The following is an 18,376-nucleotide window of genomic DNA, read 5'->3' on the forward strand; positions in this document are numbered from 1 at the left end:
GTCGAACGATCCCTGGCGACGCTCTCCTGACCTCGAACATTTCAAGCAAACGAGTAGAACACGCGGAACGCGACCTTGCGCTCGGCCCAGAATTCCGCGGCCTCGCGGAACACGTCGAGCAGCGTCTCACGCGCATCCTTGTCGAATTTGGTTGCGATCGGTAGTGCTTCGAGCACGATGACGAAGCCCGGCTGGGCGCCAGCCTTGTGGACGAGATCGGTCAGCGAGTCGTACAGCGCGTCGTAGTTCTTGCCGAAGTGCTTGGGAAACAGGAACGACGTGGCAATCGTCTCCATCACTTCTTGTTTGGACTGCGCATTGCCGACAAAAGCGTAGAGAAAATGCTGACCGAGCCGATTCGCTTCGTCAGCGAGATCCTGCACGCGGAATGCGCGGATCGACTGTACGATGTTCGGTCGTACGGTCTGGAAAAGACTCATGCGTCCCTCTTCCGATGAAGGTCCCGTGCTCGCTTCGTTCTGGACGTCACGGGCCTGGCCGGCATCGCGCATCTGCATGACGCGCTGGAACATATTGCCGTCGCCGGCCGCGAAAAAATCCGTCGCGACTTTCGAGTCGTGCGCGTAGACGTTGTCGCTCATGCCGATTATCCCGATGTCAATCAATAATGCGATTAAAACTGGCGTAGTGGTCGTCTGAGTAATAACAATTGTCGGTCCGCCTGAGCGGTCCTCCACAGACGATGCGGCGTGCGCCGCGATCGCGGGCGTGTGGCGTGGGGACGGTGTATTCGTGGTAATACCCGCGACGGTGCGGCGGCAGCAACCGTTCACGATTGCCGAATACGACGCCGTCCTTTTCATACGGGTAAGGCCCGCCAGCCGCAATCGAGTTCAATGTCCTGACAGCTTCCGGCGGCAATTGCGCCAACGCGACGATGCCGCCTGCCTGCGCCTGTTGCGCTTCACGGGCGAAGACGCCCGTCTGGTAGCTGCTGCCGACAAGACCGCCGACCGTCAAGGCGGCGATCAGCACGCCGTCGCGGAGCCACTTGCGTGCCATGAATCAGGATTCCCGCTGTTGAATAACGAGTTTGACGACCATGAAAGTCGTAAGGGTATCGCTAATGTCTTTTGGAATCAATGTTCATTGGTCGGACGAAAGGTCGTCCAGGTGGCACACGCCGGCCGCCGACGCCAGATTTGACAAATCTTGACGCACACTTTATCTCGATCGAGATAAGCTTATCTTTGAGGTTCGATGTTGGACGACTCTCATGCCTCGTCGTCCCGACAGTCTGCACGCCGGAATCATGTCATGCGTCGACCTTTTGCGGGATGGCTAATCCCCAGCCACTGCTCGAAGGCGTGCCCATTGCGGGCACGCCTCTTTTTTTGCCTGCGCAGGCTAACAAACGCCAGCCCGCGCGAGACAAACGACAGACTTAACGCGACGCGTTCACGTCGGCGACCAGCAGCGCCGTCATGTTGACGATCCGGCGCACCGTCGCGGAAGGCGTCAGCACGTGCACCGGCTGCGCCGCGCCCAGCAGCATCGGCCCGATGGCGATGTTGTTGCCCGCCGCCGTCTTCAGCAGGTTGTACGAGATATTCGCGGCGTCGATGTTGGGCATCACGAGCAGGTTCGCGTCCCCTTCCAGCGTCGAATCCGCCAGCACTTCGCGGCGCAGGTTCGCATCCAGCGCGAGGTCGCCGTGCATTTCGCCATCCACCTGAAGTTGCGGCGCGCGTTCCTGCAAGATAGCGAGTACATCGCGCATTTTCTGCGCAGAAGGCGCATTGCTCGAACCGAAATTGGAATGCGACACCAGCGCGATCTTCGGCTCGATGCCGAAGCGGCGCACTTCTTCCGCCGCCATGATCGTGATTTCGGCCAGTTCTTCCGCCGTCGGATCGACGTTCACGTGCGTATCCACGAGGAAAATCTGCCGGCCCGGCAGCACCAGCGCGTTCATCGCCGCGTAGACCTTCGCGCCCTCCTTCTTGCCGATCACCTGGTCGATGAAGTGCAGATGGCGGTGCGTCGTGCTGACCGTGCCGCAGATCATGCCGTCGGCGTGACCCTTCTTCACCAGCATCGAGCCGATCAGCGTCGTGCGGCGGCGCATTTCGAGCTTCGCCATCTGCTGGGTGAAGCCCTTGCGGCACATCATCTTGTGGTACGCCTGCCAGAAGTCGCGATAGCGCTCGTCGTGATCGGTGTTGACCACGGTGTAATCCTGGCCGTTGACGAGGCGCAGGCCGTACTTCGCAATGCGCTGCTCGATGACGGCGGGACGGCCGATCAGGATCGGCTTCGCGAGCTTCTCGTCGACGACGATCTGCACCGCCCGCAGCACGCGCTCTTCTTCGCCCTCCGCGAACACGATGCGCTTCTTCTCCGGCTCGACGCCGCGCGCGAGCTGGAAGATCGGCTTCATCGTCGTTCCGCTGTGGTAGACGAACTGCTGCAGATGCTGCGTGTAAGCCTCCATGTCCTCGATCGGACGCGTGGCGACGCCCGAATCCATCGCGGCCTGCGCGACTGCGGGCGCGATCTTGACGATCAGGCGCGGATCGAAAGGCTTCGGAATCAGATATTCCGGACCGAACGACAGGTCCTGAATGCCGTACGCCGTCGCGACGATGTCAGACTGCTCCTGGCGCGCCAGTTCCGCGATCGCGTTGACCGCGGCGATTTCCATTTCCTTCGTAATGACCGTCGCGCCCACGTCGAGCGCGCCACGGAAAATGAACGGGAAGCACAGGACGTTGTTGACCTGATTCGGATAGTCGGTGCGGCCCGTCGCGATCACGGCATCAGGGCGCACTTCCAGCGCGAGTTCCGGCAGGATTTCCGGCGTCGGATTGGCGAGCGCGAGAATGAGCGGCTTGTCCGCCATCTGCTTGACCATTTCCTGCTTCAGCACGCCGCCCGCCGACAGTCCGAGGAACACGTCCGCGCCGGCGATCACGTCCGACAGCGTGCGCGCGTCGGTTTCACGCGCGAAGCGCTCCTTGTCCGGGTCCATCAGTTCCACGCGGCCCTTGTAGACGACGCCGGCCAGGTCGGTCACGAAGATGTTTTCGAGCGGCAGGCCGAGATCGACGAGCAGGTTCAGACACGCGAGCGCCGCCGCGCCCGCACCCGACGCGACCAGCTTCACTTCGCGGATGTCCTTGCCGATCACCTTCAGCCCGTTCGTGAACGCCGCCGCGACTACGATCGCCGTGCCGTGCTGGTCGTCGTGGAAGACGGGAATCTTCATGCGCTTGCGGCACTCGCGCTCGACGATGAAGCAGTCGGGCGCCTTGATGTCTTCCAGGTTGATGCCGCCGAAAGTCGGCTCCAGCGCGGCGATCACCTCGACCAGTTTGTGCGGGTCCGTCTCGTTCAATTCGATGTCGAACACGTCGATCCCGGCAAACTTCTTAAAGAGGACGGCCTTGCCTTCCATCACGGGCTTCGACGCGAGCGGCCCGATATTGCCGAGGCCGAGCACCGCGGTGCCGTTCGACACGACGCCGACCAGGTTGCTGCGTGCCGTGAATCGTGCGGCATTGAGCGGATTCTCGACGATCGCTTCACACGCGAACGCAACGCCCGGCGAGTACGCCAGCGCCAGATCGCGCTGGTTGATCATCTGCTTCGTCGGGGCGATCGCGATTTTCCCGGGGGTCGGGAATTCGTGATAATCGAGAGCGGCTTCACGGAGTTTGGTATTGACGGGAGTCGACATAAGCGGACGTGAAAGTGCGGATTAGAATAGATGTTCGACGGCATTGTAGCGCCAATCCCACAAATCGAAGCCTGCAATCCGGGTGCAGGTGCCGCGACTGAAACAGCGTGAAAGGAAAAGCGCGCGGTTTCGTCCCGGGTCTCACGGCGACTACAATGCGCGCGTTTAGCGTCGTGTTCGCTTCCTGTTCGCGTTTCTTGAGCCTGTCGATTCATCCCCTTCGGCCGCCCTTTCGCACTGCCACGCCCATTTATGCTTTCAGAGTTTTCGCTCATCGAACGCTTCTTCGCGCGCCGCGCGTCAGATTCGACTTACCCGCAGCGCGCCGCGCTTGGAATCGGCGACGATTGCGCGCTGCTCGCCCCGCCCGCCGGCGAGATGCTCGCCATTTCGACGGACATGCTGGTCGAAGGCCGTCACTTCCTTCCCGATGTCGATCCGAAAGCGCTCGGTCACAAGGCGCTCGCGGTGAATCTGTCTGATCTCGCCGCGATGGGCGCGAAACCTCTGGCGTTCACGCTGGCGTTTTCGTTGCCTAAGGCCGACGCCGACTGGCTATCCGCGTTCAGCGACGGGCTCTTCGATCTGGCCGAACGCCACGGCTGCGAATTGATCGGCGGCGATACGACGGGCGGGCCGCTGAATTTGTGCATCACCGTGTTCGGCTCGGTGCCTACGCAGAGCGCGCTGCGCCGCGATGCCGCGCAGCGCGGCGACGACATCTGGGTGTCGGGCACATTGGGCGACGCGCGCGCGAGTCTTGGCGTGCAGCGCGGCGAGTGGTCCGCCGATGCAAGCGACACCGCAACATTCCGCCGCGCGATGGAGCTGCCCGAGCCGCGCATCGCGCTCGGCCTCGCGCTGCGCGGCGTGGCGCGCGCGGCGCTCGACATTTCGGATGGTCTCGCGGGCGACCTGATGCACATTCTGGAACGCTCGCACCTGAACGCAACGGTCGACGCCGATGCGCTGCCGCGCTCGGATGCGCTGCGCCGCCTTTCCACCGACATCCAGCGCCGCTGCACGATCGCGGGTGGCGACGATTACGAGCTGTGCTTCACCGCGCCGGCGTCCGCGCGTGGCGCAGTCGTTGCAGCGGGTCAACAGGCGAGTGTACCCGTGACGCGCGTCGGTACAATAACTCCACTCGACTCAGCCGGCGCGGTGCCCACCATCTCCTGGCACGACGCGTCGGGCGCCCCCCTCACTTTGACGTTGCAAGGCTTCGACCATTTCCATGCAGAATGAAACCTCGCTTGGCTCCGCCGGCCATTTTTCCGACGCGCCAACGAACGGACGACCGGGCGGATCGCCGAACGGCTCCGACCAGGGCGAGCCGCGCGCGCCCAGGCCGCGACGCGCGAATGCGCGCTTCATGCTGTCACATCCGCTGCATATCTTGTCACTGGGTTTCGGCAGCGGCCTGTCGCCCATCGCGCCGGGCACTTTCGGAACGTTGTTCGCGTGGGCGTCGTTCGCGGCGTTCAGCGCGCAGCTCACGGTCATCGAATGGGGCATTCTGATCGTCGGCGGCTTCATCGCCGGCATCGGGATCTGCGGCTTTACGGCCAACAGGCTCGGCGTCGACGATCCGTCGTCGGTCGTGTGGGATGAGATCGTCGCGTTCTGGCTCGTGCTGCTGATGGTCACGCCTGCCACTTTCACCGGCCAGTTGTGGGCGTTCATCGTCTTCCGTTTCTTCGACATGGTGAAGCCGCCGCCCATCCGGTATTTCGACCGCAGACTGAAAGGCGGCTTTGGCATCATGTTCGACGATCTCGTCGCGGCGTTTTTCACGTTGCTGGTGATTGCGCTCTGGCGGATGTCGGTCTGAATTTCTCCTTGTGCTCCTGACGCATCTGGCGTCCCTCTTACCGGAGTCCAGCATGGCTACCGATTCCGTCGTTCATCAACTCGCGATTCGCGCCGGCAATCGTCTGCGTGACGAGCGGCTGATGCTTGCCACGGCTGAATCCTGCACGGGCGGGATGGTCGCGACGGCCATCACCGACATTTCGGGCAGCAGCGGATGGTTCGAGCGCGGCTTCGTGACCTACTCGAACCAGGCGAAGATCGAAATGATCGGCGTGCCGTCAGACCTGATCGACAAGCATGGCGCGGTGTCCGAGCCCGTTGCGCGGGCGATGGTCGAAGGCGCGTTGAGGAATTCCCGCGCGCAGGTCGCGCTGTCGATTACGGGCGTGGCGGGGCCCGGCGGGGGAACGGAGTCCAAGCCTGTCGGCATGGTGTGTTTCGGCTGGAGCAACCGGCTGCATACCGTCGTCGAAACGCTGGTTTTCAAAGGCGATCGGGAACGGGTCAGAGTGCAGGCCGCAACGCATGCGCTGCGCGGGCTTTTGATTTTGCTCGACGAGCGCGAGCGTTGATTTTTTCTTTCCTGGTTCCTTGCGAGACAAGCGGACTGAATCGCTAGCTTCTTTTTGGTTCTCGCGCCGTCTCCCCGTCACATCATCCACACGCAGTCCACGCCTTGCGCTCTTCGGAAGATCATGGCCTCGAATATTGACCGCGATGAACTGATCCGCCGCTTCGATCTCCAGCCGCATCCCGAAGGCGGCTTCTTCCGCGAGACCTACCGGGCGGTCGACTCCGTTCGTCGCGACAACTCGACGGCGCGCCGCTCGGCATCGACCGCGATCTACTACCTTCTCTGCGATGGCGCGCACTCCGCGTGGCACCGGATCAAGTCCGACGAACTCTGGCACTTCTACGCCGGCGATCCGCTCAATGTGTACGTGCTCGAAGACGACGGCGCGCTCACCGTTCATCGGCTTGGCAATGCGCTCGCCAACGCCGATTGCGTGTTTCAGGCCGTCGTTCGATCCGGCCGCTGGTTCGCCGCCCAGTGCGACGATGCGACGAGCGTTGCGCTCGTCGGTTGTACAGTCGCGCCGGGATTCGAGTTCAGCGAATTCGAAATCGCCAGCGTCGAGGCGTTGCTAATCGAGTTTCCGCAGCATCGCGATCTGATTGTGAAGCTGGGTCCGACGACCGGCCAGGGTTGACCGGCCGCCCCATCAAAGGCACTGCTTTCGCCTACGCGTGCCGGAACGCGTTGATACGATCGCGCGTATCCTTCGCCGCCTGCGCCGCCGCGTCCGCCCAGTCGTCGCCCTTGCCCGCGTAAAGGATCGCGCGCGACGAGTTGATCAGCATCCCCGTGCCCGCCGCAGTGCGGCCGGCCTTCACCGTCGCCTCGACGTCGCCGCCTTGCGCGCCGATGCCCGGAATCAGCAGCGGCATCTCGCCGACGATCCCGCGCACCACTTCGATTTCCTTCGGGAACGTCGCGCCCACGACGAGGCCCAGTTGGCCGTTTGCGTTCCACTTTTCCGCCGCGAGGCGCGCGACGGTCTGATACAGCGGACGGCCGCCCGTCTCCAGGAACTGCAGGTCCGAGCCGCCAGGATTCGACGTGCGGCACAGCACGATCACACCCTTGCCCTCGTGCTCCAGGTAGGGCTCGATCGAATCGAAACCCATATAGGGATTCACCGTGACAGCATCGGCGCGATAACGGTCGAACGCTTCGCGCGCATATTGCTCTGCCGTGCTGCCGATGTCGCCGCGCTTCGCGTCGAGAATCACGGGCAGGCCCGGATGCTTCAGATGGATGTGCGCGATCAGCTGCTCCAGTTGCTCTTCGGCGCGATGCGCGGCGAAGTACGCGATCTGCGGCTTGAACGACGATGCGTAAGGTGCCGTCGCGTCGACGATCTTCTTGCAGAAATCGAAGATCGCGTCCGAGCGGTTGGCATACGCGCCTGGAAATTTCGACGGCTCAGGGTCGAGCCCGACGCACAGCAGCGAGTTCGTGGTCTGCCATGCGTGGTCGAGCGTCTGGATGAATGTGGACATAGAAAATCTCGCGGCGCGTCAATGACTGATGAGCCGCGTATTTTACTCGCGCCGCCGGATGCAGACGCAGCAGCTCCGCGCGCAGCCATTGCAAAGCGACCACGCAGCGGTCACATGGCAATCACGAAAGAGCCCGCGCTCATTGCCCGCGCTTCGCGCCGCGTCCGCCCGCCATCGCGCGCAGTCCCGTTCGCTCGACGGTGAAGCTGAACGAGCGCGCGAGCCGCTCGCCGCGCGCGAGCATCGTCATACCGTTGGCGGCCGCGCCGCCCGGCAGGTTCATTGCGTTGATCGGATGATCGACGGGTTCGAAGCAGAAAAAGTCCTTCGATGTCGGCGTGTAGAGAATGTAGTACTCGGTGCTCGTCGACATCGTCAGCGACAGCCGGCGCTTCGGCCATACCACCGTCGCGTGTCCGCTCCAGCCGGTGAACGCGTGATTGACGATCGAGCGCGGCAGCGGATACGCAACGCCGAACTGCCACGCGGGCGGCACGGGCACGTGGCGCACGGGAAGCCAGTCATCACCGGAAAGCCACAGGCCCGCCGCCGCCGCCGACAGTTGCGTGTCGCCGTCGCGCACGAGAAACGGATGCACGCCGACGCCGAACGGCATCGCTTCGCGTCCCGTGTTTTCGACTTCGAGCGTAATGACAAGCGTCGCGCCTTCGAGCGCGTAAGTCTGCTTCGCGCGATAAGCGTAGGGCTTGCCGTCGCGCCGGTCGAGCGTCAGCGTGACGCTGTCGTGATCGGCGGCTGCGACGTCCCACTTCGCGAGCCAGCCGTCGCCGTGGATGGGGAGCGGCTCGCCGGCGCGATTGCACGGCACGTCGATCACACGCTCGCCCAGCGTGAATTGTCCACCGCCGATCCGGTTCGAATACGGCAACAGCGAATAACATGCGAGATCGTTCGCGTCGGTGTCCGCATCGAGATGGCGGCAGCGCCTGAACACGGGCACGAGCGTGCCTTCGTTGCGGAAGTCGAAGCGCGTGACGCCGCCGCCGAGCGTTGGCGCCACGTCGAGCCGCAACAGGGAATTGGCGAGCGTCACGCACGCGACGTCGCCGGCGCTCGCCGCGCCGACCGCCACCGCGGACGTGCTCGGCCCGGCCAGCACCGGCTGCTGCACGGCGGCCGCAAGCCGCGCTCGCCGCGCGCGAGACTGAGGAGATGACGGAACAGCGGAATTCGCGACAGTCATATCAGGCTCCCATGAGAGGCATCGAACATCGCCATCGGCGCTTCGGACGGCAGATGGCGGCTTATGCGGGCGGCGCGGCGTAGCGGCCGCCTCTTGGGTCTTTGCTGCATGCTGCCCCTCGCGCGGACTTCCTTCGGGGCGCGGACTGCCCTGCTCCAGAATGCTTCGTTCGATCACGTGCTTTGCGTGCTTGCTACGCGTGTTTGCTTCGACTACCGGCTACCACTCTGACGCGCGCAGCGCGCATCGCACTCCAACCGGCTACGCGCCCCGTCTTGCCGCGAGCGCCGACGGCGAGCCGTTGAACAGCGGCTCCGGCAAGCCGCGCCGGCCCTGCGTCGCGACATACACGCCGCCGGCGCGCGGATCGGCGGCGAGCGCCTGCTCTTCGAGCCCGACACGCGCGCTCGTCACATACAGCGTGCCGAGCTGCGCGCCGCCCAACGCGACGCAACTGGGCTGCGCGGTCGGCACATCGATGCGTTCCGTCTCGACGCCGCTCGCGTCATAGCGCACGACGCGTCGTCCGCCCCATTGCGCGTTCCACAGGCCACCTTCGCTATCGACTGTCGAGCCATCCGGCTCGCCCGTCTCGTCGGTCAGCTTCGCGAACAGGCGCTCGTTCGAAACGCGATCGTCCGCGTGGTAATCGCACGCGCGAATTTCGCGCGTCGGCGAATCGCAGAAGTACATCGTCGCGCCGTCGGGGCTGAACGCGATACTGTTCGAAATCGCCGGCGATGGCAACGCCAAACGCTCCAGCGACAGATCGTGATTCAGCCGGTAAAACCCGCCGATCGGCTGCACAGGCGACGCTTCGTCCTTCGTGCCGAACACGAAGCGTCCCTGGCGATCGCAGCGTCCGTCGTTGACGCGCGTGTTCATGCCCGCTTCGACATCGGCGATGTGCTCGATCTGTCCCGTTGCAAGGTCGAAGAAAGCAAGCCGCGACGCGAGACCCAACAGCATGTAATGCGGATCGGCGCACAGCGCGAACGTCGAAAGCCGCTCGGGCATGTTCCAGAACGTGCTGCGTCCATCGCGCGGATCGTACCGCCATAGACGCGCGCCTTCAATATCGGTCCAGTAGAAGAAGCCGCCGCGCGCGTCCCACGTCGCGCCTTCGCCGAGCGCGCATTGCGAATCGATGAGCGGCGACGCCTGCACGTTCACCGCCGCGTCGTTCGCCGCGCTTTCCGTCGCGCTTTTCGTCGCGTTTAGCGTCCTGTCGCTCATGCCCAGCCTCCATCGACGATCACGTCCTGCGCGGTGATCATGCGGCTGTCGTCGGCGGCGAGGAAGAGGGCCATCCGCGCGAGGTCTTCGGGCAGCAGTTCGGCGTCGATGCACTGGCCCTGCTTGATCGCGAGCCGCCCCGCATCGTCGAGCCACAAGCGCTTCTGCTTTTCCGTCATCACCCAGCCGGGCACCAGCGAATTGACGCGGACGCTGTACGGACCGAGATCGCGCGCGAGACCGCGTGTGAGCCCTTGCACGGCCGACTTCGCCATCGTGTACACGGGATAGCCGCCGTTCTTCAGCATCCAGCTGATCGAGCCGAGGTTGATGATCGAGCCGCTTTTCGCCGCCTTCATGTCGTCGGCGACGGCCTGCGCCGCGAAGAACTGATGACGGATGTTCACGGCGATGCCCGCGTCGAACGATTCGGGCGTGACGTTCTCGATCTTGTGGCGTTGATCGTTCGCCGCATTGTTGACGAGCACCGCGATGGGACCCATCGCGGCGCGCACGTCGGCGATCGCTTTCTTCAGCGCGTCGATATCCGTCAGATCGACGTACAGAAAGAGCGGCTTGTGGCGCGAATCGCCGAGCTGGTCGGCGAGCGCATCGCCCGCTGTTTCGTCGATATCGAAGAACGCGACACGCGCGCCCTGCGCGACGAAGTGCTCGACGAACGACGCGCCGATACCCGTCGCGCCGCCCGTGATCAGCACCGTGCGGTCCACGAGGCTTGGATAGCGCGCGTAGACGCTGTGTTCGTCGCGCGCGTTCGCGTTGGCCGGAGACGACATCGTTCGGTTTCCTTCTGACGTTGGTTGTTGCACGCGATCAGTCGCGCGAGCCGCGATTCTTCAACTGGTCCAGCAGCACGGCCGCGAGCAGGATCGCGCCGCGCACGAGGTACTGATAGAACGCATCGATGTTCAGCAGGTTCATCACGTTTTCGACAGTGCCCATGATCAGCACGCCGATCACGACGCCCGAAATCGTCGCGCGGCCGCCGAGCAGCGACACGCCGCCCAGCACGCACGCGGAGATCACGTTCAGCTCGAAGCCTTCTGCCGCGTTCGGCTGACCCGACGTGATGCGAGACGCGAGAATCACGCCTGCCAGCGCCGTCACCGCGCCTTGAATCAGGAAGATGAAGACGCGCGTGCGTTCGACGTTGATGCCGGCGAGACGCGATGCCTCCGGATTGCCGCCGATGGCGAGCGTATTGCGGCCGTACACCGTCGAGTTGAGCATGACGCCAAACGCGATGAAGCAGACCAGCGTCACCCAGATCGGCAGCGACACGCCGAAGAACGACAGGCTGCCGAGCGCGATGAACGTATCCGACGACACGCCCACTGCCTGGCCATGCGACACGATGAAGCCGAGGCCGCGAACGATTTCCATCGTCGCGAGCGTCGTGATCAGCGCATTGATGCGCAGGTATGCGATCACCGCGCCGTTCACGAAGCCGATGACCGCGCCGGCCACGACAGCCGCGAAGATCGCGATGAACGTGTTGCCCGTCGCGTTCAGCACCATTGCGCACAGCACGCCCGCGAACGCCACCGTCGAGCCGACGGACAGGTCGAAGTCGCGCGACGCGAGACAGAACATCATCGTGCACGCGACCATGCCGATCTGCGAAATCGACAGCGCGAGGCCGAGCATGTTCTCGATCGAGAAGAAGTGATCGACGGTCAGCGACATCGTGATGAACATCACCGCGAAGATCACGATCAGGCTGTACTCGGTGATCTGCTGCCACCACTTCTGCTTGTCGCTGGCTTGCGGAATCAGCGCTTCGGCGGCGCTCTTGGCGGCCTGTTGCGCGAGGTTTTCTCTGGCTTGCATTTGGTTCACTCCTCCCGTTCCCCACGGGCTATCGGTCTATCGGGGCTGTCGTCCCGGTCGGATTCAGATCTCGTTCAGTGCTCGTTCGCAGTATTCGTTCGCGACGCGCGCAAACGTCCTGCGCAAACTCACGCCGCTTGCGCCGTCGACGAACTCTTCGGCAACGCGAGGCTCAGTACCGATTGCTCGGTCGCGGCGCCGCGCGGCAGCTCGCCGGAAATGCGCCCTTGCCGCATCACGACGATACGGTCGGACACACCCAGCACTTCAGGCAGCTCCGACGAAATCATCACGATCGCGCAGCCGCGCTCCGCCAGCTGATAAATCACGTTGTAGATCTCGTGCTTTGCGCCGACGTCGATGCCGCGCGTCGGCTCGTCGAGAATCACCACCTTCAGATCGGGCTCGGCCAGCCAGCGCGACAGAATCGTTTTCTGCTGGTTGCCGCCCGACAGGAAGCGAATCTTCTGACGGCGGCTCGGCGTCTTGATCTTCAGGAGCTTGATGAAGCGGTCGGCCGTTTCGGCTTCCTTCTTGCGGTCGAGAAAGATCCCCGCCTTCAGATAGTGGCGGCGGCAGCTGATGTTGATGTTCTCCGCGACCGACGCAATCGCCACGATGCCTTCTTCCTTGCGGTCTTCCGGGCACAGCACGATGCCCTGGCGGATCGCTTCGCCGGCGCTCTTCACCTTGATCGGCTTGCCGTCGAGCACGAGTTCGCCGCCCTTCTTCGGATCGTCGCCATAGACGAGGTGCATCAGTTCGCTACGGCCCGCGCCGACCAGCCCGAAGAAGCCGACGATCTCGCCGCGCCGCACGTCGAAGCTCGCAGGCTCGGCGAGCGGATGGCCTTCGATGTTCTTCGCCGAGAAGCGCACTTCGCCCAGCTCGCGCGGCCGGTAGCCGTAAATGTCCGAGATTTCGCGGCCGACCATTTCGCTGACGATCGTGTCGCGGCTCACGCCTTCGAGCGTCGGATGCGACGCGACCTTGCGGCCGTCGCGGAAGATCGTGCACGCATCGCACAGTTGATAGATCTCGTCCATCCGGTGCGAGATGTAGATCAGCGCGCGGTTGTCGGCGCGCAGATCGCGCACCAGCTTGAACAGCACTTCCGTCTCGCGGTGCGACAGCGAACTCGTTGGTTCGTCGAGCGCGATCACGCGAGCGTTGCGCATCAGCGCCTTGCAGATTTCGACCATCTGCCGTTGCGCGATCGAGAGCTTGCGCAGCTTCGCGTTCGGATCGAGATCGACGCCCATCGCCTTGAGCCGCTCGCGCACGTAGCGCTTCGCATCGGCCTTCTTCACGAAGCCGATCGTGCTGGGCAAACGGCCCAGCAGCAGGTTTTCCGATACCGTCAGGTCCGGCACATACTGCAGTTCCTGGTGGATCACCGCGATCCCCGCGGCAATCGACGCGCCGGCATTCGCGAAATGCACTTCGTTGCCGTCGATCAGCACGCGGCCGGAATCCGGCTGATATTCACCGCCGAGAATCTTCAGCAGGGTCGATTTCCCTGCGCCGTTTTCGCCCATCAGGCCATGCACCTGGCCGGCGTGCACGTCGAAAGAAATTCCGTCGAGCGCACGCACGCCTGGAAACACCTTGCCGATATTGTCAAAACGCAGCGTCGCTGACACTTTGCCCCCTGTTGCTTCGATTGATCCTTCGTGCTGGCCGTAGTCGTCTGCGCAGTCGTCTCTTGTTCGCCCGCACGGCGGCTTGCCTTCGCCTGCTTCCGATCCGTTCCGTCCCGCGCGCGGCGCGTGAATGCCCTCGGCGGCATTCACGCGCCTGCGTCCCGCTGCCCGCTTACTTCGCTGCGAGGCCCATCTTTTCACGCACTTCGCCGACGTTGTCGCGCGTGGCGAGCATGCCCTGCGTCAGCGTGAGCTTCGGCGGTTCCTTGCCTTGCGTGATCCATGCGTACATCAGTTCCGACGTCTCTTCGCCGTGGCGTTTCGGGCTGATGATCACGGTGCCGAAGAAGCCCGTCGGGTTCGGCTTCTTGAACTCGTTCAATGCCGAGTCCGCGCCGCCGATGCCGACGCCGATCATGTTGTCGGCCTTGAAGCCGCGGCCTTCCGCTGCGCGCACCGCGCCGAGCACGGCTTCGTCGTTCAGGCCGTAGGCGACCCAGTGCTTGAACTGCGGGTTCTTCGTCAGCGCGATGTTCGCCGCGTTGAACGCGTTTTCCGTGTCGGTCTTCGCTTGCGGCGCGGCGATCACGTTGGCCTTCGGGAAGCCCGCTGCGACGAGCGCATCGGTTGCGCCCGTCGTGCGGTCGTGCGCCGTCGGCAGCTGCTCGTAGGTCACGTCGATCGCGCCGACGTCCTTCATGTCCCAGCCGCGCTTCTTGATTTCAGCCGCGATGCCTTCGCCGACCTGCTTGCCGATGTTGTAAGCCGAGATGCCCATGTGCGGCACCGATTCGATCGGCTTGCCCGCGCCGTCGACGAGACGGTCGTCCACCGTCATCATCTTCAGGCCGTCAGCCTTCGCCTTCGCGACGATGCCCGGTCCGAGCTTCACGTCCGGCGTGCAGATCACGAAGCCCTGCGCCTTTTGCGCAGCGAGGTTGTCGATTGCGCTCATCACCTTCTCGCCCGACGGCGCGCCGATCTTCACCAGCGTGAAGCCCTTTTCCTTGGCGGCCGTTTCGGCGAACTTCCACTCGTCCTGGAACCACGGCTCTTCCGGCTGCTTCACGAGAAAGCCGATCTTGACCGGGTCGGCGGCTTGCGCGACGGGTGCGTTGAAGAGCACCGCCGTCGCCGCCGCTGCCAGCGTGAGGAAAATTCTGCGTTTCATAATGCGTGTCTCCTGACTAGTGAGTAACGAGAAGGTATTGGCCGCGTCTTCTTGTACCGGCTTTGACACACGCGGCCAGCGCGTCAAGCGGTCGACACCGTCGCCTCTTCTTGCGAGGCGGCTTTGCTGCTTTTCTTCTGTTCCTTCGCTACTGCTTCGTTCCGCTTTCTTCGGTACTGCTCAGTCGTGATAGAGCGCCGAGCGCCCGCCATCGACCGTGATGCAACTCGCGTTGATGAATGGCGCTTCATCCGACGCGAGAAAAACGGCGGTCATCGCGACTTCCTCCGGCTTGCCGATGCGTCCCATCGGCTGCAGGTCGAGGGTCGCCTGGCGCGCGGCGGCGGGATCGGACTGCGTATTCCACCAGTCGTGCGTCAGCTGCGTTTCGATGTAGCCGGGCGCGATCGCATTCACGCGCACGTTGCGCGGCGCGTATTCGATGCCGAGCGCGCGCGTGAGGCCGATCACGCCGTGCTTCGCGACCGGGTACGGAAAGCAGCCCGGAATGATCTTGAACGCGTGCGTCGACGCGATGTTCACGATGCTGCCCTCGCCGCGCTCGACCATCCCCGGCAGCACCGCGCGGCAACCGTTCCACACGCCGTCCAGATCGACGGCGAAACAGCGACGCCAGTCGTCGTCCGTCATCGTCAGCGGGTCGCAGAAGACGTTGATGCCCGCGTTGTTCACGAGCACGCCGATCGGGCCGAACGCCTTTTCGCCCTCGCTCACTGCGCGCTGCACGGAAGCCGGTTGCGTGACGTCCGTCTGCACGACGAGCGTCTTGCCGCCCGTTTGTGCCGCGATGTCGGCGGCCGTTTTTCGTGCTGTTTCGATATCGAGTTCCGCCAGCACGACGGCCGCGCCTTCGCGCGCGAACGCCGCCGCGATCGCCGCGCCGATGCCGCGTCCCGCGCCCGTCACCAGCGCGACTTTGCCTGCAAGCCGGTTCATTTCTTCACGCCCGCGCGCGCGATGCGCAGGCCGTTGATGAACGCCTTCGCGTTCGAAGCCGTCGCGGTCGCCGGCTGGCCCGGCTTGTACAGCGCCGAGCCCAGCCCGAAACCGTTCGCGCCCGCGCTCAGGAACGGGCCCATGTTGTCCGGCGCGATGCCGCCCACGGGAAGCAACGGCACGTCGTTGTGAATCACCGCGCGCCACGCCTTCACGACCTGGCAGCCGAGCTGTTCGGCCGGGAACATCTTCAGCACGTCGGCGCCGTTCTTCAGCGCGAGGAAGGCTTCCGTCGGCGTCGCGACGCCGGGCGCGCAGGCCATCGCCAGCGACTTCGCCGTCGTCACCACTTCAGGGTCGCTGTGCGGCATCACGATCAGCTCGCCACCCGCCGCCTTCACGTCGTGCACGAGTTCGCCGCGCAGCACCGTACCCGCGCCGACGATCGCATCGACGGGAATGGCCTGGCGAATTGCCGAAATGCTGTCGAACGGATTCGGGGAATTCAGCGGCACTTCGATGATCCGGAAACCGGCTTCGTAGAGCGCGCGGCCGTGATCGGCGGCGTCGGCGGGCGTGATGCCGCGCATGATCGCGATCAGCGGACACGCTTCGAAAGCGGCCATCAGGCCGGCGTGCGGCTGATAGGGTGCGGGCAGATTCAGATCGAGTTGCATGTCGGTTCCTATGTCGCTTGCTGTGTCAGTTGCTGTTTGTCGCGCGCCGCTTCAGGTTGCTTCAGGTCGCCCGCGCGGCCCCCGACGCCGCGCTGACGAGGCCCGCTTGCGCCGCGATGCGCCACAAGCCGCGCTCCGTCGCGTGCCTGACGAGTTCCGCCCGATGGCAGCCGAACCGTTCGAGCGCGAGCCGATAGCGTTCGCACAGCGCTTCGTTGCCGATCAGTTGCAACGAGCGGCCGGCGAGCGTCGATTGCCGTTGCGCGAGCGCGGCTTCGAGGCCGCCCAGTTCGTGGCCGATCAGGAGACCGGACAGATAGTCGGGCTGCTGCTCGCGCGTCAGCTGAGCTGTCAGGCCGAGCGTGCGCGTGCTGAAGATCGTCGCGAGCACGCCGGCCTGGCCCCTGTCACGCGCGACTCGTACGCCGCGCAGAAATGCATCCGTGTCGGGACGATCGGGCGTGACCATCGTGCGGCCGAGAATCGTGTGCTCGGTGAGCGCCGCGAACACCTCGCCCGTCATGAACGTGTGAAAGCGCTCGATCTTCGCGTCGCGCACCATCACCCATTTCGCGTGCGTGCCGGGCAGGCCGATCAGCACGCCCTTGTTGGCTGCCGACGCAGCGGTGCCCGACGCATCGGCGCCCGACGCATCCGCGCAGGCGAGCGCGCCGAAAATCTGCGTTTCCTCGCCGCGCATCACGTTCGGCAACTCGCCGTTCTGCAGCACGCCGGGCACGATGTTGAGCGGCACGCCGCGCGCCGTCTGCACGCGCACGATGCCGTCGACGAGCGCATCGGCGCTCGCTGGCGTATTCACATACGGCGCTTCCTTCCAGCCCTGCGCGCTGCCGACCATGCCCGCCGCGATCACGGGCAGTTCAGGCGAGCGGTCCAGCCACGCGCCGACGGCGGCGTCGAACGCGGCATCGAAGCCGCCTTCCGCAGCGGGACGCGGCAGATTCATGATGCCGGCCGTCGATGCGCGCGTCTCCAGCACCGCGCCGTTTGCGTCGAACAGATAAGCGCGCAGCGAGGTCGTGCCCCAGTCGAGCGCGATCAGCGCGGCGTCGCTTACCGGCTGGGCTGGCTCGGCGCGTTGCGTGGACAGGGGCGAACCCGTCTGAGTCATCGTTTGATCCTGCGCGTAGTCGGTTGCGGAACACGCCAGCCCAGTTCTTCGGAGATTGCGCGCGCTTCGCGCTGCACGACGGGAATCAGCTCGTCCATGCGCTCGAGCGACATGTACGGAATCGTGCTCGCCACCGACAGCGCCGCGACGATCGAACCCGACGCGTCGCGCACGGGCGCGGCCACGCAACGGATCGATGCTTCGTTCTCTTCGAGATCGAACGTGAAGCCGCCCGCCGCGTAGTTCGTCATGCGCTGCATGAAGGTCTGCTGGTCGGGCCGGTTGTCGGGCTTGAAGCTGACGCCCGCGAGCGCGCGGCGCGACGCGTCGAACAGCGACTGCCATTGATCGGGCACGAGGTCGAGCATCATCGCCTTGCCGATGCCCGTCGACGCGAGCGGCATCCGGTGGCCGACGCGCGAGCGCATTTCGAGGCCGCGCGTGCCGGGAATCTTGTCGATGTACAGCACGTCGTCGCCGTCGCGCACGCCGAGATGGATGGTGTCGTGCGTCAGTTCGGCGAGCGACTCCAGATGCGGACGTGCGACCGTCGTGAGCGGCATCTGTTCGAGCGCGATCGTGCCGAGCTCGATCAGCTTCGGACCGAGCAGGTAGCCGCCCTGCACCTGGCGCAGATAACGCGCCTGCACGAGACTGCTGACGAGCCGGTGTGTCGTACTGCGCGTCGTGCCGAGCGCGGCGCCGAAGGTGCGCAGGTCGCGCACGCCCGCTGCGGCGGCTTCGAGAATCGCGAGGCCGCGCAGCAGTGTCTGCGTGCCCGCCTGCTGCGGCGTGATGTCGAGCAGCGTGCTCGGCAGGCCGATGCTGTCGGCGGGGGGCGGCGGAACGATCGCGCCGTTCGGGGTGCGCGGCGCGGGCTTGCGCGCAGCGTCGCCGTTCTGCGTTTCAGGTGTTTCAGGTGTTTC

General features: G+C 64.5%; 18 protein-coding genes. 4 read left to right on the plus strand and 14 right to left on the minus strand.

Translation table 11 applies throughout. The features are described 5' to 3' along the window. Positions 1–41: 41 nt before the first annotated feature. From BN2476_RS16085 to BN2476_RS16095, 3 genes are all read right to left on the minus strand, one after another. Positions 42–602, minus strand: a complete 561-nt coding sequence (locus BN2476_RS16085) for a barstar family protein (protein ID WP_087735170.1) — start codon at positions 600–602, stop codon at positions 42–44. 16 nt (positions 603–618) lie between these two features. Beyond that, the gene (locus tag BN2476_RS16090; RefSeq protein WP_087735171.1) at positions 619–1,023 is read right to left on the minus strand and encodes a ribonuclease; all 405 of its coding nucleotides are present in this window, start codon (positions 1,021–1,023) and stop codon (positions 619–621) included. Between the two features lie 382 nt (positions 1,024–1,405). Further along, positions 1,406–3,700 carry an NADP-dependent malic enzyme gene (locus BN2476_RS16095; protein WP_087735172.1) on the minus strand — a complete coding sequence of 765 codons (2,295 nt, stop codon included), beginning with the start codon at positions 3,698–3,700 and terminating at the stop codon, positions 1,406–1,408. A 252-nt stretch (positions 3,701–3,952) separates the two neighbouring features. Here BN2476_RS16095 and thiL point away from each other — a divergent pair, with 252 nt between their 5' ends. From thiL to BN2476_RS16115, 4 genes are all read left to right on the plus strand, one after another. Further along, positions 3,953–4,948 carry a thiamine-phosphate kinase gene (gene thiL, locus BN2476_RS16100; protein ID WP_087735173.1) on the plus strand — a complete coding sequence of 332 codons (996 nt, stop codon included), beginning with the start codon at positions 3,953–3,955 and terminating at the stop codon, positions 4,946–4,948. Beyond that, entirely contained in the window at positions 4,938–5,534 is a 597-nt protein-coding gene (locus tag BN2476_RS16105) for a phosphatidylglycerophosphatase A family protein (RefSeq protein WP_173819628.1), read from the plus strand. Before thiL ends, BN2476_RS16105 begins: the two co-directional genes overlap by 11 nt. A 52-nt stretch (positions 5,535–5,586) precedes the next feature. Continuing rightward, the gene (locus BN2476_RS16110; protein ID WP_087735174.1) at positions 5,587–6,087 is read left to right on the plus strand and encodes a CinA family protein; all 501 of its coding nucleotides are present in this window, start codon (positions 5,587–5,589) and stop codon (positions 6,085–6,087) included. Positions 6,088–6,210: 123 nt separating this feature from the next. Next, positions 6,211–6,726 (plus strand): cupin domain-containing protein, encoded by a 516-nt coding sequence (locus tag BN2476_RS16115; protein ID WP_087735175.1) that lies wholly within the window; start codon positions 6,211–6,213, stop codon positions 6,724–6,726. 31 nt (positions 6,727–6,757) lie between these two features. Here the strand turns inward: BN2476_RS16115 and pyrF are convergent, their stop codons facing one another. The 11 genes from pyrF to BN2476_RS16170 all read right to left on the minus strand — a co-directional run. Continuing rightward, positions 6,758–7,579, minus strand: a complete 822-nt coding sequence (gene pyrF / locus BN2476_RS16120) for an orotidine-5'-phosphate decarboxylase (protein WP_087735176.1) — start codon at positions 7,577–7,579, stop codon at positions 6,758–6,760. A 139-nt stretch (positions 7,580–7,718) separates the two neighbouring features. Continuing rightward, a complete protein-coding gene (locus BN2476_RS16125) occupies positions 7,719–8,783 on the minus strand; it encodes an aldose 1-epimerase (RefSeq protein ID WP_087735177.1) in 1,065 nt (354 codons plus the stop codon). Positions 8,784–9,044: 261 nt separating this feature from the next. Then, positions 9,045–10,019: an SMP-30/gluconolactonase/LRE family protein gene (locus tag BN2476_RS16130; RefSeq protein ID WP_087735178.1), complete on the minus strand. Its 975-nt coding sequence runs from the start codon at positions 10,017–10,019 to the stop codon at positions 9,045–9,047. After that, complete coding sequence (locus BN2476_RS16135; RefSeq protein WP_087735179.1) at positions 10,016–10,816, minus strand: SDR family NAD(P)-dependent oxidoreductase; 801 nt, start codon at positions 10,814–10,816, stop codon at positions 10,016–10,018. The genes BN2476_RS16130 and BN2476_RS16135 overlap by 4 nt, the downstream gene beginning before the upstream one ends. Positions 10,817–10,853: 37 nt before the next feature. After that, entirely contained in the window at positions 10,854–11,870 is a 1,017-nt protein-coding gene (gene araH, locus BN2476_RS16140; protein WP_087735180.1) for an L-arabinose ABC transporter permease AraH, read from the minus strand. Positions 11,871–11,998: 128 nt separating this feature from the next. After that, on the minus strand, positions 11,999–13,513 hold the full coding sequence (gene araG / locus BN2476_RS16145) for an L-arabinose ABC transporter ATP-binding protein AraG (RefSeq protein WP_087735250.1): 1,515 nt from the start codon (positions 13,511–13,513) through the stop codon (positions 11,999–12,001). 172 nt (positions 13,514–13,685) lie between these two features. Then, positions 13,686–14,684, minus strand: coding sequence for an arabinose ABC transporter substrate-binding protein (locus BN2476_RS16150; RefSeq protein ID WP_087735181.1), 999 nt, complete (start codon positions 14,682–14,684; stop codon positions 13,686–13,688). A gap of 180 nt (positions 14,685–14,864) precedes the next feature. Further along, positions 14,865–15,641 (minus strand): SDR family oxidoreductase, encoded by a 777-nt coding sequence (locus BN2476_RS16155; RefSeq protein WP_087735182.1) that lies wholly within the window; start codon positions 15,639–15,641, stop codon positions 14,865–14,867. Beyond that, positions 15,638–16,318 carry a 2-dehydro-3-deoxy-6-phosphogalactonate aldolase gene (locus tag BN2476_RS16160; protein WP_087735183.1) on the minus strand — a complete coding sequence of 227 codons (681 nt, stop codon included), beginning with the start codon at positions 16,316–16,318 and terminating at the stop codon, positions 15,638–15,640. The genes BN2476_RS16155 and BN2476_RS16160 overlap by 4 nt, the downstream gene beginning before the upstream one ends. Positions 16,319–16,379: 61 nt before the next feature. Beyond that, positions 16,380–17,450: a 2-dehydro-3-deoxygalactonokinase gene (locus BN2476_RS16165; RefSeq protein WP_087735184.1), complete on the minus strand. Its 1,071-nt coding sequence runs from the start codon at positions 17,448–17,450 to the stop codon at positions 16,380–16,382. Beyond that, positions 17,447–18,376 (minus strand): IclR family transcriptional regulator (locus BN2476_RS16170; RefSeq protein WP_087735251.1); only part of this gene is annotated, 930 nt, incomplete at its 5' end. The genes BN2476_RS16170 and BN2476_RS16165, both read right to left, overlap by 4 nt.

Origin of the sequence: Paraburkholderia piptadeniae (genome assembly GCF_900007165.1) — a bacterium.
Classification (GTDB): Bacteria; Pseudomonadota; Gammaproteobacteria; order Burkholderiales; family Burkholderiaceae; genus Paraburkholderia; species Paraburkholderia piptadeniae.